Source organism: Paraburkholderia sp. BL25I1N1, from assembly GCF_003002025.1.
In the GTDB taxonomy this organism is placed as follows: Bacteria; Pseudomonadota; Gammaproteobacteria; order Burkholderiales; family Burkholderiaceae; genus Paraburkholderia.
This window is the reverse complement of sequence record NZ_PVZB01000017.1, coordinates 93647-109387: the sequence shown is the minus strand read 5'-3', so window position 1 is coordinate 109387 and position 15741 is coordinate 93647. Positions and strand designations below refer to the sequence as shown.

At 63.9% G+C, this 15741-nt stretch carries 12 protein-coding genes; 3 read left to right on the top strand and 9 right to left on the bottom strand.

Annotated features, from left to right (window positions below):
• Positions 1 to 98: 98 nt before the first annotated feature.
• Entirely contained in the window at positions 99 to 1142 is a 1044-nt protein-coding gene (gene mgrA / locus B0G73_RS25045) for an L-glyceraldehyde 3-phosphate reductase (RefSeq protein ID WP_106283922.1), read from the top strand.
• Positions 1143 to 1203: 61 nt separating this feature from the next.
• On the opposite strand, the gene B0G73_RS25040 is transcribed toward mgrA, so the two are convergent.
• The 5 genes from B0G73_RS25040 to B0G73_RS25020 all read right to left on the bottom strand — a co-directional run bounded on the left by B0G73_RS25040 (position 1204) and on the right by B0G73_RS25020 (position 9105).
• Positions 1204 to 1389, bottom strand: coding sequence for a hypothetical protein (locus B0G73_RS25040; RefSeq protein WP_012431424.1), 186 nt, complete (start codon positions 1387 to 1389; stop codon positions 1204 to 1206).
• A gap of 270 nt (positions 1390 to 1659) precedes the next feature.
• The gene (locus B0G73_RS25035) at positions 1660 to 2862 is read right to left on the bottom strand and encodes an MFS transporter (protein ID WP_374957035.1); all 1203 of its coding nucleotides are present in this window, start codon (positions 2860 to 2862) and stop codon (positions 1660 to 1662) included.
• A gap of 240 nt (positions 2863 to 3102) precedes the next feature.
• A complete protein-coding gene (locus tag B0G73_RS25030; RefSeq protein ID WP_106283920.1) occupies positions 3103 to 4632 on the bottom strand; it encodes an efflux transporter outer membrane subunit in 1530 nt (509 codons plus the stop codon).
• The gene (locus tag B0G73_RS25025; RefSeq protein ID WP_106283919.1) at positions 4629 to 5834 is read right to left on the bottom strand and encodes an efflux RND transporter periplasmic adaptor subunit; all 1206 of its coding nucleotides are present in this window, start codon (positions 5832 to 5834) and stop codon (positions 4629 to 4631) included. The genes B0G73_RS25030 and B0G73_RS25025 overlap by 4 nt, the downstream gene beginning before the upstream one ends.
• Positions 5835 to 5922: 88 nt before the next feature.
• The gene (locus B0G73_RS25020) at positions 5923 to 9105 is read right to left on the bottom strand and encodes an efflux RND transporter permease subunit (RefSeq protein WP_106283918.1); all 3183 of its coding nucleotides are present in this window, start codon (positions 9103 to 9105) and stop codon (positions 5923 to 5925) included.
• Positions 9106 to 9532: 427 nt separating this feature from the next.
• Between B0G73_RS25020 and B0G73_RS25015 the strand changes: the two genes are divergently transcribed.
• Both B0G73_RS25015 and B0G73_RS25010 read left to right on the top strand, forming a co-directional pair.
• Complete coding sequence (locus tag B0G73_RS25015) at positions 9533 to 9745, top strand: hypothetical protein (protein WP_042327325.1); 213 nt, start codon at positions 9533 to 9535, stop codon at positions 9743 to 9745.
• Between the two features lie 114 nt (positions 9746 to 9859).
• Positions 9860 to 10888: a serine/threonine protein kinase gene (locus B0G73_RS25010; protein WP_106283917.1), complete on the top strand. Its 1029-nt coding sequence runs from the start codon at positions 9860 to 9862 to the stop codon at positions 10886 to 10888.
• A gap of 24 nt (positions 10889 to 10912) precedes the next feature.
• Here the strand turns inward: B0G73_RS25010 and B0G73_RS25005 are convergent, their stop codons facing one another.
• The 4 genes from B0G73_RS25005 to B0G73_RS24990 form a co-directional block, all read right to left on the bottom strand.
• Entirely contained in the window at positions 10913 to 12814 is a 1902-nt protein-coding gene (locus B0G73_RS25005) for a DUF3857 and transglutaminase domain-containing protein (RefSeq protein ID WP_106283996.1), read from the bottom strand.
• A 104-nt stretch (positions 12815 to 12918) separates the two neighbouring features.
• Complete coding sequence (locus tag B0G73_RS25000) at positions 12919 to 13941, bottom strand: XdhC family protein (protein ID WP_106283916.1); 1023 nt, start codon at positions 13939 to 13941, stop codon at positions 12919 to 12921.
• Complete coding sequence (locus tag B0G73_RS24995; RefSeq protein WP_106283915.1) at positions 13914 to 14510, bottom strand: CoxG family protein; 597 nt, start codon at positions 14508 to 14510, stop codon at positions 13914 to 13916. Before B0G73_RS24995 ends, B0G73_RS25000 begins: the two co-directional genes overlap by 28 nt.
• On the bottom strand, positions 14501 to 15736 hold the full coding sequence (locus B0G73_RS24990) for a VWA domain-containing protein (protein WP_106283914.1): 1236 nt from the start codon (positions 15734 to 15736) through the stop codon (positions 14501 to 14503). Before B0G73_RS24990 ends, B0G73_RS24995 begins: the two co-directional genes overlap by 10 nt.
• Between the last annotated feature and the right edge of the window lie 5 nt (positions 15737 to 15741).

Here is a 15741-nt window from a genome sequence, read left to right as displayed (position 1 = left end):
CATCCCCCCACTACAAAAATAAAGCAGCACGCCTCCCGCAGCATGCAATTGCCCATGCCCGCACATGTCGGGCGCCTTCACCATCAAGGACACTAGCAATGGCTTACGAAGCAGCTTCAGAACGCTATTCGGATATGCAGTACCGCGTCTGCGGTAAGTCGGGTCTCAAACTGCCTGCGCTGTCGCTCGGTCTGTGGCACAACTTCGGCGACACCACGCCGATTTCCACGCAGCGCGACATCCTGCGCACAGCCTTCGACCTCGGCATCACGCACTTCGACCTTGCCAACAACTACGGGCCGCCGTACGGCAGCGCCGAAACCAATTTCGGCCGACTCTTCAAGGACGACTTCAAGCCGTATCGCGACGAACTGCTGATTTCGTCGAAGGCCGGTTGGGACATGTGGCCGGGTCCGTACGGTCAAGGCGGCGGCTCGCGCAAATATGTACTCGCGAGTCTCGATCAGAGCCTGGCGCGCATGGGTCTCGACTACGTCGATATTTTCTACTCGCATCGTTTCGATGCCGATACGCCGCTCGAAGAAACCGCGGGTGCGCTGGCGAGCGCGGTGCAGCAGGGCAAGGCGCTATACATCGGGATCTCGTCGTACTCGGCAACCAAAACGCTCGAAATGGCGAAGCTGCTCGCCGAGTACAAGGTGCCGCTGCTGATCCATCAGCCCGCGTACAACATGCTCAATCGCTGGATCGAGCACGGATTGCTGGATACGCTGGAGAATGTCGGCGCGGGCGCCATCGCGTTCACGCCGCTGGCTCAGGGTCTGCTCACCGGCAAGTACCTGAACGGCGTGCCGGACGACGCGCGCGTCAACAAGCCGGGCGGCGGTTCGTTAAAGCAGGAGCATTTGAGCGCGCAGAATATCGACCACGTGCGCAAGCTTAACGACATCGCGCAACGCCGCGGACAGAGCCTGGCGCAGATGGCGCTCGCGTGGGCGCTGCGCGATCCGCGCGTGACGTCCGTGCTGATTGGCGCGAGCCGTGCCGAGCAGGTGCGTGAGAACGTCGGTGCGCTGAAGAATCTCGCGTTCTCGAAGGACGAACTGGCCGAGATCGATCGCTACGCGACCGAAGGCGGCATCAACCTGTGGGAAAAGCCGTCGACGGATCAGGCGATCTGATCCCCGCGCCTCGACCGTTCACACCGCAGCAAGAGAAAAGCCGCCGTCGGGCGGCTTTTTTCTAGACGAGCGCCGGCAAACCTTCGACCAGCACCACGGCGAACATCACGCCGATCAGCGCGCCAAGCACGCGCAACGCGTTGTGCCGGAATTCCGTCTTGCACGGAAGTGCACCGACAAACAAGGCCCCGGCCAACGCCATCGGAATGACCAGGATGAAATCGCCGATCGTGAAGTAGGTCGTCATTCTCGTCTCCTTATATTCCGGCGAAGGCGGCGGCTCGATTTATGGAGTCATGCACCGTCCACGCCCGATTTGAGTATAGGAGACAAGTCGGGTCGATATGGCGACGCTTTGCGGCGCTGCAGCGCCTATGCGCAAGCCGCTGAACCCGGCGCGGCAAGGGCCGCCGCGATTGTCGCGACGCAGCAATCACGATAAAAAACGTTAAGCGTTCGCTTACGTTGTCCTTACTTTTAGGCGCTATTCAATGCGCGCTGGGTCGAAGCGCGAGCATCAGATGCGAGGTTGCTCACGCCCGCGCAAACACATCGCCGCAACCAGGCCGATGACGAGCAACACGCCCACCAACCCCGCGACACCGTTCCATCCGAAACCGGCCCATACGTGACCGCCGTACGAGCCGACCAGGCTCGAGCCGATGTAATACGCGAGCAGATAGAGGGCGGCGGCCTGACCTTTCGCATCCTTGGCGAGGCGTCCGACCCAGCCGCTCGCCACCGAATGTCCGGCGAAGAAGCCGAATGTCACGCATGCAATGCCGGCCGCAATCGCCGCCAGCGGATGCAACAGGGTGAGCGCGAGACCGAGCGCCATCAACAGCAAACTGGCGATGAGCACGCGGGCGCGGCCGAACGTATCGGCCATGCGGCCCGACCACGGCGATGCGACTACGCCCGTCAGATACACGACGAAGATCGCGCCGATTTCCGTCTGATTCAACTGATACGGCGGCGCGAGCAACCGGTAGCCGATGTAGTTGTACAGCGTGACGAAGCTGCCCATCAGCACGAAGCCGAGCAGAAACAGCAGAGGCAGTCCAGGTCGTGTGAATTGCCTGAGCAGGGCGGTACGGTGATGCGTGAAGCCGAGGCCGCGCCGCGGCACGAAGTGACGCGACGGCGGCAGCAGCGCGCGGAACGCGAGCATCGACAGAATGCCGAGCACGCCGATCGTGCCGATCGCGACGCGCCACGAGAATAGGTCCGCGACCACGCCCGTGATCACGCGCCCCGCCATCCCGCCGATCGCCGTGCCGCCGACGTAAAGTCCCATCGCGAGGCCGAGCCCATCGGGATGCGCTTCTTCCGCAAGATACGCCATCGCGACGGCGGGCACGCCACCGAGCGCTAGACCTTCGAGCGTGCGCAGCACGAGCAGCTGATGCCACTGCGGCGCGATCGACACGCCGATAGTGAGCAGCGCGGAAACGGTGAGCGAAAGTGTCATCAGCTTATGACGGCTCCAGCCTTCCGAAACGAAGCCGGCAACGAACACGGCAAGCGCGAGCGCGGCCGTGGTGAACGAGAGCGCCAGGCTGCTCTGTGCCGGCGTCACGTTGAACGCCGTCGAAAACGATGGCAGCAAGGGCTGTACGCAATAGAGCAGCGAGAACGTCGCGTAGCCGGCGAACAATAGCGCGATGCTGGCGCGCCAGTACGCGCGTGTGCCGCGTTCGAGGTAAGGAATGTTGGGCACAGCAGAGGTGCTGGAAGAAACGGGCGAGGAATCGATCGAAGAAGCGGGAGCAGCCGAAGCAGCAGTCTGATGGGCGTCCGGCGGCGGGGTCACGAAAAATCTCCTCAGGGATGCGAAGGCCGAAAGAGTTAAGGATACGCTGAAAAAGCCGCGCGAATCGGCACTCAGATCAGCGGGCCGTCGCTGCGACGCGATCAGACGGCGCGCCCGACGGCCTTTCGCGCCATTGAAAAACGGCGGTTACCCATGCGTCGCGGCATCGCTCGCGGGTGCGGACGGATGCACGATCTGTTCGTCCGTCGGCAGCGCGGATGCGTCCCAGCCGCCGCCCAGCGCCTTGATCAATGCCACGCTCGCGGCCATCCGCCGACGCGCGATCGACACAGCGTCGCGCTCGTTGGTGAGCGCGGTGGTTTGCGCGACCACCACGTCGAGATAAGTGATTGCGCCGTTCTTGTAGCGATTCGATACGACCGCGAGCGCTCGTTGCGCGGCGGCCACCGCATCGTCTTGCGCAGTCGCTTCCTGTTCGAGCACGCGCAGCGCAGCGAGATTGTCTTCCACCTGGCCGAAAGCGCTCAACACCGTCTGCCGGTATTGCGCCACGCTTTCGTCGTAATGCGCGCGGGCCTGCTCCTTCACGGACGCGCGTCCGCCGAAGTCGAGCAGCGTGCCAGCCAAGGTCGGCCCCAGCGACCACAGGCGGCTCGGCGCCAGCAACCATTGGCTGTAGTTGGTGGCTTCGAGGCCGCCCGTCACCGACAGAATGAGGTTCGGAAAAAACGCCGCCGTCGCCACGCCGATCTGTGCGTTCATGTCGGCGACATGCCGTTCCGCCGCCGCGATGTCCGGCCGGCGTTCAAGCAACGCGGACGGCACGCCTGCCGCTGCCACGACGGGCACCGCGGCGAGCGGCGCAACCGGCAGTGAATACGTGGAAGGCGACTGCCCGATCAGGATCGCGATCGCGTGTTCGAGTTGCGCGCGCTGCACGCCGAGATCGAGTGCTTGCGCCTGGGTGGTCTTCAGTTGTGTCTGCGCCTGCGCGACATCGGCATCCGTGGCGATGCCGCCGGTGTAGCGGTGCTGTGTCAGATCGAGCGCTTGCTTGTAGGCCCCGATCGTGTCGTCGAGCAGTCGACGCTCCTGATCGAGTCCACGCAACTCGAAGTAGTCGGTGGCGAGTTCGGCCTGCATCGACAGGAGCATGGCTTGGGCATCGGCGGCGCTGGCCTGCGCTTCGGCTTTCGCGCCTTCGACGCTGCGCGACACGCGGCCCCACAGGTCGGGCTCCCACGATGCGTCGGCTTGCACGAGGTAGTCGTTCAGCGTGAGGCCGGCGGTCGATTTGTGCAGCACATTCTCCGAAGAACGCGCACGCGAATAGGCGCCATTCGCGCTGACGACCGGGAAGAAGCTCGACCGATATTGCGCCACCGTGGCGCGAGCGGCGCGAAAGCGCGCTTGCGCGGCCTGCACGTTCTGGTTCGCGCTCGCGACCTGTTGTTCGAGTGCGTCGAGCGAAGGGTCCGCGTAGACGCTCCACCACGCGCCGCGTGTGAGCGTGTCGGCGGGTTGGGCGGGTTTCCAGCCGGTGCCGTCGAGTTCCTTGTAGGTGGCGGCGGTGGTGGCGGTCGGCTTCACGTAGTCCGGGCCGAGCGTGCATGCGGTGAGTGCGCATACGCTCGCTAATGCAAAAGCGGACGCGTGCAGCGAGACATATCGCAGCGGCGCCGCGACAAAACGGCGACGGGATCCTTGCGCGTTCATGACGACGCACCCGTCGCCGCACCCGCTTTCGCGGGCACGATCCGCACCGGCGCGCCATCGACGATCGAGTCCTGCGGATTCAGGATCACCTGCTCATCGCCTTGCAAGCCCGACACGACCGCCACGCGCGTGCCGAAGTCCGTTCCTAGCGACACTGGCACCAGCTTCACCTTGCGTTGTGCATCGACGGTCGCGACTTTCACGCCGTCCGGGCGGAACAGCAGCGCGTTGCCGGGCAGCGTGAACGGTGCCGCGCCGGTGCCCAACGCGAAGTGCACTTGCGCATAGGCGCCCGGCAGCAAGTCGCCATTTCGGTTGTCGACATCGACCTCCACCAGCATCGTGCGTTGTTGCGGATCGACGGCGCCTGCAGTGCGCGCCACCGTGCCCGGATAATGTTTCGACGGCGTTTCGGTCAGCGTCAGAAACGCGGTCTGCTGAGCGCGAACCTGCTGCGCGTACGCTTGCGGCACATTCACATAAACGCGCAACCGATCCGCCTGCGCGACGTGAAACAGCTCCTTCGTGGGTCCGCCCGAACTGCCCGCGTCGATCAGCGCCCCCACATCCACATTGCGCGCCGTCACGATGCCGTCGAACGGTGCATACACTTTCTGGAACGACTGCGTCTTCTCGAGGCGCGCCACGTTGAACCGTGCGGCGTCGAGCGTGGCTTTCTTCGCGAGCATGTCGCCGACTTTCTCGTCGGTTTCCTGCTTCGAGACCGATTTGCTTTTCAGCATGTCGGTCCAGCGGTCGGCGGTGCTTTTCGCAAGCGCATAGTTGGCGTTGGCGTTCGCGAGATCGGCGCGGGCCGCGCGCAGTTGATCGTCCACTTCGGGTGTATCGATTTCCGCCAGCAGCTGGCCGCTCTTCACATGCGCGCCGATGTCGGCATACCACTTCTTCAGATAGCCGCTGGTGCGCGCGTAGATCGGCGTATCGAGAAAAGCCTGCACGTTGCCGGGCAGCACGAGATCGAGTCCGGCCGTCGACTTCTGCGGCCGCACCACTTCGACGCTCATCTGGCTCGTATGCTCGGCATCGCGTTCGAGCGCCGCGTGCGCATCGTGACGCGACCAGATACCTTGTGCCGCCAGCGCGACGACGGCCACGGCGACCGCGATACCGATCCAGCGTGCGCGTTTCGCTTTGGCCGGATCGGGCGTGGTGCCGGAACGGTCTGGACGTGGTCCTTCCATCAAACTTCCCCTGTAGAGATGCGTGGGCAGTCCAGGCTGCCTCTTATGCTCCATGCCACTGCCGGCACGATGACGAAGATGCGCTGCATCACGGCTTCCCCACCACATGCTCAGCCGCGCGCAAGCGACGTGCCGCTAGTCGCCGGTAGATCATCGAAAACACCACCGGCACGAAAATCAGCGTTGCCAGCGTGCCGATCGTCAGACCGCCGATCACCGCGCGCCCGAGCGGCGCATTCTGCTCGCCGCCTTCACCGAGACCGATCGCCATCGGCACCATGCCGATCACCATCGCGAGCGCCGTCATCAGCACCGGACGAAAACGCGTGAAACCCGCTTCGATCGCCGCGCGCGTCGCGTCGCCGTGTTCGAGCAACTGCTCGCGCGCGAAGCTGATCACGAGAATCGAGTTGGCGGTGGCAATGCCGATACACATGATCGCGCCCGTGAGCGCGGGAATCGACAGCGTGGTGTGCGTGAGAAACAGCATCCACACGATGCCCGCGAGCGCGCCCGGCAACGCGGTGATGATGATGAACGGATCGAGCCACGACTGGAAATTCACCACGATCAGCAGATACACCAGCAAAATCGCGAACACGAGTCCTGCGAACAGGCCGGAGAACGAATCGTTCATGGTCTGCACCTGGCCGCGCACTTCGATGGTCGAGGTTTTGGGCAGATCGGCCTTGGCGTCGTCGATGATCTTGCGGATGTCGTCGGACACGCCGCCCAGATCGCGGCCGTCGGCGGTGCCGAAAATGTCGATGGTGGTCTGCGCGTTGTAGTGCGTGAGTGTCGCGTTACCCGCTTCGCGCCGCATGGTGGCGAGCGAGCCGAGAATGTTGCTGCGGCCATTCGCGTTCAGCGGAATGTTGGCGAGCGATTGCAGCGAGTCGATCGTGTATTGCGGCGCTTCCGTGATCACGTTGTAGCTCACACCGTTGCGCGGATTGAGCCAGAACGTCGGCGTGGTTTGCTGACTGCCCGACAGCGTGATCAGCAGATTGCTCGCGATGTCGCGTTGCGAAAAGCCGGCTTGCTGCGCGCGCGTGCGGTCCACGTCGATAAAGATGCGTGGCAAGTCGGCGGGCTGCTGGATGCGCGCATCGACGAGACCGGGCACCGTGCGCAGCCGATTCAGCAACTTCGCGGCGAACACGCGATTGCCGGCCACGTCACGGCCAACGATCTGAATATCGATCGGCGACGGCATGCCGAAGTTGAGCGTTTGACTGACGATATCCGCGGGCAGGAAGGCGAACTGCACGCCGGGGAATTCGTCGGTCAGCGTGCGCCGCAAGGTGCGCACGTAGCCGGCGCTCGGATGATGATCGGGATTGAGCGTGATCAGCACGTCCGCATCCGAGGTGCCGATCGTCCCGGTGTTGCTATACGAGAGGTTGATGCCCGACACCGGCAAGCCGATGTTGTCGATGATCGAATGCAGTTCGCTTGACGGTATCAACTGCCGGATGCGCGTATCCACACGATCGGTCACCACGGCCGTTTCCTCCACCCGCATGCCGGTCTTCGCGCGCAGGTGCAGCGCGATCGTGCCTGCATCGACGGCAGGGAAAAAGTCGCGGCCGAGAAACGGCATCAGCACCATCGACGCGCCACAGCAAACCAGAAACAGCGTCACGAACAGACCCGGCCGCGCGACGCGCGCTTCGAGAAACACGCGATAGCGGTCGCGCAAACGCGCGAAGCCGCCTTCAAACGCGTAGTGCACGCGCATGAACGGATTACGCGTTTGCGCCGGGGCGTGATGCAGATCCGCCGGCTTATGGTGATAACGCAGCAGGTATTTCGCGAGCGTCGGCACGAGCGTGCGCGAGAAGAAGTAGGACGCCAGCATGGCGAACACTACCGCTTCAGCAAGCGGAATGAACAGATAGTGCGCGACGCCCGTCAGCAGAAACATCGGCACGAACACGATGCAGATGGACAGCGTGGACACCAGCGTAGGAATCGCAATCTGATGCGCGCCGTCGAGAATCGCCTGCTCCAGCGTCTTGCCCTGCTCGAGTTGATGGCTGATGTTTTCGATCGCCACGGTCGCGTCGTCCACCAGAATGCCGACCGCGAGCGCGAGCCCGCCGAGCGTCATGATGTTGATGGTTTCGCCAAGCATAGAGAGCGCGATGATCGACGTGATCATCGACAGCGGAATCGACACGGCGATGATCAGCGTGGCGCGCCAGTTGCCGAGGAACAGCAGAATCATCAGACCGGTCAGGCAGGCCGCGATCAGCGCTTCGCGCAGCACGCCTTGCACCGAAGCGCGCACGAACAGCGACTGATCGGCGACCGGGTCGATATTCAGCGAGGCGGGCACGAGATTGCGCAACGCCGGCATCATCTTCTTGATGCGGTCGACGATTTCGAGCGTGGACGTGTTGCCGCTTTTGTTGATGGTCAGCAGCGACGCACGCTGGCCGTTCACGCGCACGATATTGGTTTGCGGCTGGAAACCGTCGCGCACATGAGCGACGTCGCGAATATAAACGGTGCCGTTGGCGGTGGACTTGATCGGGATATTGTTCAGGCCCGCCAAGGAATCCGGGCTGCCGTTCATTTCCACCGAGTACTCGGTCGAGCCGATTTTCGCGGTGCCCGAGGGTAGGATCAGATTTTGCGCGGTCACCGCGTTGACCACGTCCATCGGCGAAAGATTGCGCTCCTGCAATTTGCGCGAATCGATATCGACCATGATCTGGCGCTGCTTGCCGCCGTACGGCAGCGGCGCGGACGCGCCGGGCACGGTGGCGAGTTGCGTTTTCAGGAAGTTGTTGCCGAAGTCGAACAGTTCCTGCTCGGTAAGCGATGCGGACGATAATGCGAGCCGCAGGATCGGCACGGTCGAGGCGTTGTAGCGCAGGATGAACGGCGGCGTGATGCCGGGCGGCAGCGAGCGCAACTGCGTTTGTGACAGCGAGGTGACCTCGGCCAGCGCCTCGTCGATATTCGCGTGCGGCTGGAAAAAGATCTTGATGACGGCGATGCCGTTCAGCGAGGTCGACTCGGTGTGCTCGATGTCGTTGACCGCCACCGACAGCCCGCGCTCGTAGTTCAGCACGATGCGCTTTTCCATCTCGTCGGCGGGCAGGCCGTTATACGACCAGATCACCGAGAGCACCGGAATGTCGATATTGGGGAAGATGTCGGTGGGCGTGCGCAGGATCGTCAAAGGTCCGACGATCAGCAATAGGAGGGCCAGGACGACGAATGTGTAGGGGCGCCGCAGCGCGAGACGAACGATCCACATGACTAGTCGGGCCGCTCAAACCCGCGCAAGGCCGCGCCATAGAGGCGGTGAACGTGAGCGGCGGGACGCGCGCCGCCGCAGCGCGCAAAGGCCGCAGGGGCGGTCCGCTTGAGCAAATGGTCTAGTTGATGCACGTTTTTGATATCTCACCCCACCAGGGTTTATGATGGTCTCGTTGCGACGCGTTACGCTCCGAATCATCGGTCTAGCGCGCCGTAATGGGAATAGGGCGAAACAAGGGGTGAAGAGCCCTGAGTTCGCGCTTTCCCCGGCCCCGCAAAACGGGAACAATGACTCGAACCTTTCACGCGTATCACGCGCAGCAGATTGGGTGCGTACGCAACGTTATCGGCGGGGCGGCGCTTTTATCATCACATTGACCGGCGCGAAATCATAAAGCCGGCTATGGGAGAAACGGGGAAACATCATGCAAATCGGTTCGATTGTTCGATCGGTGCATATCGCGGTGCCGCAAGGCGCGCGCGGGATCGTCATGCGCATTCTCGGCGACATGGCCATGGTGGCGTGGTATGCCGGCGAGCCCGGCGCTTCGCCGCACCTGAATACTGAACCCTTTTTCCTTGAAGACCTGATCGATACGGGCGAGCAAGTCCGACCGTCGAGCGCGCAGATGCATTGAAGGCAGTTTGAGTGTGAGCCGTGTGCAAGTTGTAAGCCGCGGTCGTTCCGCTGTTCATTCCGCTTGTGAGCCGTCGCCCTCGTCTTTGACGGCGGCGCGGCGCACAATGCGGGCATGAACGACGACATCCTCGATCCACAGGACAGCGCGAACAGCGCTGTGCCTTTCGCCCGGCTCAGGCCGGAAATCGTGCTCGACGCGCTCGACAGCGCGCTCAGTACAGTCGGCGTGCGCACCGACGGCCGTATGCTCCCGCTCAACAGCTACGAGAATCGCGTCTACCAGGTGGGCGTGGAAGACGGCCCGCCCGTGGTCGCGAAGTTCTACCGTCCCGAGCGCTGGAGCGACGCCGCTATCCTCGAAGAACATGCTTTCGTCGCCGATCTCGCCGCGCGTGAGATTCCGGCTGTGCCCGCGCTTGCTCTCGATGGCCGCACGCTGCATACGTTCGACGGTTTCCGCTTTTCCATCTTCGAGCGTCGCGGCGGCCGCGCGCCGGATCTCGACCGGCGCGACACGCTCGAATGGCTCGGGCGTTTCATCGGCCGAATCCATGCGGTCGGCCAGACACAGAATTACACCGAACGTCCCACGCTCGACATCCACACTTTCGGCTATGAACCGCGCGACTTTCTGCTCGCGCACCGTTTCGTGCCGGACGACGTGCGCACCGCGTGGGAAACCGTGGTGAACCTCGCGCTCGAAGGCGTGGAGCGCGCGTTCGAACGGGCCGGCGACATCCGCATGCTGCGCATGCATGGCGACTGTCATCCGAGCAACGTGTTATGGACCGACGCGGGGCCGCACTTCGTCGATTTCGACGACAGCCGCATGGGACCGGCGGTGCAGGATTTGTGGCTGTTGCTGCCCGGCGAGCGCGTTGAAGCGTCGCGCGCGCTGGCGGATCTGCTCGCCGGTTACGAAGACTTCTGCGACTTCGAGCCGCGCGAACTCTATCTGGTCGAAGCGCTGCGCACGCTGCGGCTGATTCATTATCAGGCGTGGCTCGCGCGTCGCTGGGACGATCCGGCTTTCCCCGCGGCGTTTCCGTGGTTCAACACGCAGCGTTACTGGGAAGAGCGCATCCTGGAGTTGCGCGAGCAGCTTGGCGCGATGCAGGAAGGGCCGCTCTGGCCCGTTTGAGCGCGTGCGCTCTGAAGCAGGCGCTCACGGCGCCTGCGCGGCAACGCTCGACGAATCCACCAGCGTCGATCTGACGATCACCTCCGCTCGCACGTCGCGCCCAATTGCTTCGATTGCGGGACGCATCTGCACGAAGTCGTCGGGCGTGCAGACGTCGCTATCGAAGTGCGTCGTGCCGTCGCGCGTCATCGTGACGACGTTGCTGAGCGGATCGAACGTGTACTGCGACTCGAAATCGACGAAGCGATCCTGGGTTCGTTTCGCCTCCGGCATGTCGAGCACGTGAAAATTGGCGGGGAACTCGATGCGCGCGCGTTCGTGCAACGCCAGGTTGTGACAGACGAACGGCTGCGTGCGCCGGCGCTCGCCGAGCCAGTAACGCGTATCCGCCGCGAGGCCGCCGGCCAGACTCGTCAACGCTGGAATCGACGCCGCCGCGCCCGGCACCACGAGACTTTCCAGCGTGCCTTTCATCGTAATGACGAGCGGGCCGTCGGCGACGCCGAGGTCATTGGTGACGAGCGTCGCGGTGCCACGCAGGTTGGCGCTGCGCAGTTCGGCCTGAATCGACTCCTCGCGTTGCGCCGGTGTCTGCGTGCGCAACATCGAGCGCGCCTGTTCAGCCGAAGCGCCGGCCGCTTCCAGCCGGTAGGTAAAGCTCGCGGAGCCATCCGGTTCGACTTTGATCGACAGATCGGTCCTGCGCGTCATCAACATGGTGGCGGGCGTGCGCGACAGCACGCCCTCGCCGACCAGCACGGTCGGCCGGTTCATATCGGAGGACGGCAGAAAACCGAACTCGACATTCGAGGCGGTCGAGTCAACGTATTGCTGCAAATCCGGCAGCCACGTAATGACGTGATTGATGACGCCGTAGCCCGGCACGCTCGGCAGCGTGTAGATCGTGCCGCTGCTGATCAAGGCCGGCTCGTTGCGCACGCCCGCCGCGTCGAGCAACGCGCCATACAGCGCCACGTGATCCTTGCAATCGCCATAGCGATTCGCGAGCACCGCGCTCGCGTTGTGCGGCACGACGGCGCCGCGTCCGACATTGATCGCCACGTAGCGCACGTTGCGGCGCACCCAGTCGTACAGTGTTTTGGCCTTGTCGCGCGGGGTGCGGTCGTGCTCGGTGAGTTGTTGCGCGAGACGCGTGACGGCCGCGTCGTGCGCGCTCGGGTCCGCCGCCGATTCGCGGTAAGTTGCGGCGAACGCGGCGTAGTCGGGGAAGGTCGACACCATCAGCCGGTCGCCATACGAAACGTACGCAATGGAGCCGCGTTCCAGCCGGCTGAAGTGCGCCTTGTCGTAGCGATATTCGTAGCGCGTGCGGCCGTCGCTCGTCACGGGTTGCACGGCGGTGAAACCACGCGCGTCGGCATAAAGCGGCTTGTCGGCGGGCAGATCGTAGATGAGACGGAAGTTGTGCGTCGGCGCGAGGTCGGGCGGTGTGAAGTCGCTGAATTCGCCCGGCACGATGGGCTGCTTCTGCGTCTTGCGATAGGTGAGATGCACGCGTGCGCCTGGCTCGACGGCGGGGAACACGATCACCTTTTCCTGGATGTCCTGGAACATCGGCGCGTCGAACGAACGGGCTTCCTGAACGTTGCGGATCTGCTCGGGCTGCACGTCGTGACGCACGCCGTCGGCGGTGATCGTGTAGGCCTCGAGGATCTGCACGTCCGCCATGTTGCGATTGAACCAGACATATTGCTGCGCGACCCGCGCGACGCCGGCTTCGTTATTCACGTGCAGCGTCATCGAATCGAGCTTGGTGAACGAGCCGTCGGCGTTGACGGTGAAGGTTTGCGTCTCGCCTTCGTTGGTGTACGGATCGTCCAGTTTGGCGGGAACGCTCGCGCCCGCGCCGTGGATGCCGGCAAGCCAGCCGAGAGATGCAAGACAGACCAGAAAAGGGACGCGCATGGCAGGCTGGTATCCGAACGTAACGTTGACGGGATCGCCCGTTAGAGTCGGTTTGCGCCGCGTAGATGTCAAGCGGATGCCGCGCGTTGCGATCGAACAAATCTTCAAACGCTACAAGCCGCCCCGCCGGAAGCCGCGATTTCGCGCGCTGCCTTGGCGCCTTCGACCTGAAGCAAGGTCGGCAGCGAAACGCCGTTCTTGGCCGCCGTCACTTCGGCGAGAATCGACACCGCGATTTCGGGCGGCGTGCGGCTGCCGATATAAATCCCAACCGGTCCGTGCAAGCGGGCCAGCTCCGTATCGTTCAGATCGAACTCCTTGAGACGTTCGCGCCGCGCCTGATTATTCCTTCGCGAACCCAACGCGCCGACATAAAACGCCGGCGTCTTCAACGCTTCCATCAGCGCGAGATCGTCGAGCTTCGGGTCGTGCGTGAGCGCGATCACGGCGCAGCGTTCGTCGAGTTTCATCTCGATCACCGTGTCGTCGGGCATGGTGCGCACGATCTTCGTGCCGGGGATGTCCCACTCCTCGGTGTATTCCTCACGCGGATCGCACACGGTGACCTGATAATCGAGCCCCACCGCAATGTGGCACAGATAGCGCGATAGTTGTCCCGCGCCGATTACCAGCATGCGATAACGCGGGCCGTGAATCGTCAGCAGACGCTCGCCGTCGAAATGCACGCCGTCGGTTGCCTGCGCGTCTTCGAGGTGCGTGGCGCCCGTCGTCATATTCACTTCGCGGGCCACGAGGCGTCCGTTCTCCACCGCGTGGCACAGTTCGGCAATGCCGCTTTCGGGTGTCAGCGGTTCGAGCACCAACTGGATCGTGCCGCCGCACGGCAGGCCGAAGCGATGCGCTTCTTCCGCCGTGATGCCGTACTTGACCGCTTCCGGCCGTGTCTGCTCGATACCGCGTTGCCGCACGCGGTCGATCAGATCGTCTTCGATGCATCCGCCCGAAACCGAGCCCACCACGAGTCCGTCATCGCGCACCGCGAGCATCGCGCCCTCGGGACGCGGCGACGAGCCCCACGTCTTCACCACCGTCACCAGTAGCGCGCGATGTCCTTCTTCGAGCCAGCGAGCGCTGGACTTCAGGACTTCGAGATCCACGCTGTCCATGATTTCTTCCTTTTCGTTGCGTCGCCGCCGGACTCGCCGTCCGCGGCCTCATTCGATGCTGTATTGTGCGGCACCGTTTCATCTGCTGCATTTTCCCCGGCGTTCGGGGCTGCGGCGCCCTCATCGCCGCCGCCTACCTGGGCGCCGAAGCGTTTGAAGAACTCGCCTGCAATTTTACGCGCTGCGCCGTCGACGAGCCGCGAGCCGATCTGTGCGAGCTTGCCGCCGACCTGCGCGCTCGCCGTGTAACTGAGCTTGGTGGCGGCATCGCCGTCGGCCTCGAGCGAGACATGCGCGTTGCCCTTGGCAAAGCCCGCGGCGCCGCCCTGGCCTTCGAACACGATGCTGTACGAGTTTGGCGCCTCGATGTCGGTGAGTTGCATGCGCCCCTTGAAGCGCGCTTTGACCGGCCCGACTGCGGCGCTCAGCGCCACCACATAGGCATTTTCACCGTCGGGTTCGATGCTTTCGCAGCCGGGAATGCAGGCGCGCAGAACCTCGGTGTCGTTCAGCGCGTCCCATGTGCGCTGCTGCGAAACGGGCAGCGTATGGGTTTCGATCAATTCCATGATGTCGCTCCTGCGGTGCCTGTGACGCCGGCACTGCGACGCGGCGCGCGCGTGAGTTGCGCGAGGTCGCGGCCGAACGCCGTCAGGCTGTCTAGATTATGAACCGGACGATGCGCATCGACATACGGCAGGATCGCCTGCACGCCGCGCGCTTTCGGAGAAAAGCCGCTAAAACGCAGCAGCGGATTGAGCCATATGATGCGGTGTGCGAAGCGGTGCAGGCGGGCCATCTCGGTGTCGAGCACGTCGATCGCTTCGTGATCGAGGCCGTCGGTGACGAGCAGCACCGTAGCCCGGCCGGTCAGCACACGCCGGGCCCAGCGGCGGTTGAACTCGGCAAGCGCCGCGCCGATCCGCGTGCCGCCCGACCAGTCGACCACCTGCTCGGTGAGCGTCGCGATCGCCACGTCGGGATCGCGCTCGCGCAGCGCGCACGTCGCGTTGGTGAGCCGCGTGCCGAACAGAAACACTTGCAGGCGTTCGCGCGATTGCAGCAACGCGTGGCAGAAATACAGCACCGCGCGCGAATAGCTGCTCATCGAACCGGAGATGTCGAGCAGCAACACGAGCGGCGGTTTGCGTTCGACCACCGCGCGATATTTCCACACGGTCCAGTCGCCGCCCGCACGGACTGCGTGCCGGGCACTCGCGCGCAAGTCCGCGTGCGTGCCGTGCGACGCCGCTTTCAGACGACGCGTCGGCTCGGCGGCGAGCGGCAGACGCTGGCCGCGAATCAGATGACGCAAAGTGCGCCATTCATCAGCGGAAAGCGTGTCGAAATCGCGATGACGCAGCCGCTCTTCCGCGCTGAAGGTGATGTGCGCATGCAGTTCGTGTCGCTCGGTTTCCTGCTGCGCTTTGCTATGCGGCGACTGCGGCGCGCGGACGGCCAGCGCGTCGGCGAGACGGTTGTTGCGTTTGGGCGGCGGCAGGCCGTCGCGGACTTTTGGCAGAAGCAGCGCGCGCAGCTTGCCTTCCCAATCGGGATCGCGCCAGAACAGATCGAACGCGGCGTTGAACAGATCGCGTTCGTCGGGCGCGGAGACTAGCGACGCGGCGAGGGCGGCGCGCACGTCGTCGCGGCGGCCGAGGTCGATCCAGTGCAGCGCGGCCAGCGCATCGACGGCTTGCGCGGGCGACATCGGCAAACCGGCGCCGCGCAGCACCCGCACAAAGTGGACGACGTTGCGGGCGAGCGTGGGCGTGTCGTCGAGTGAGTTCGTCATGCCGG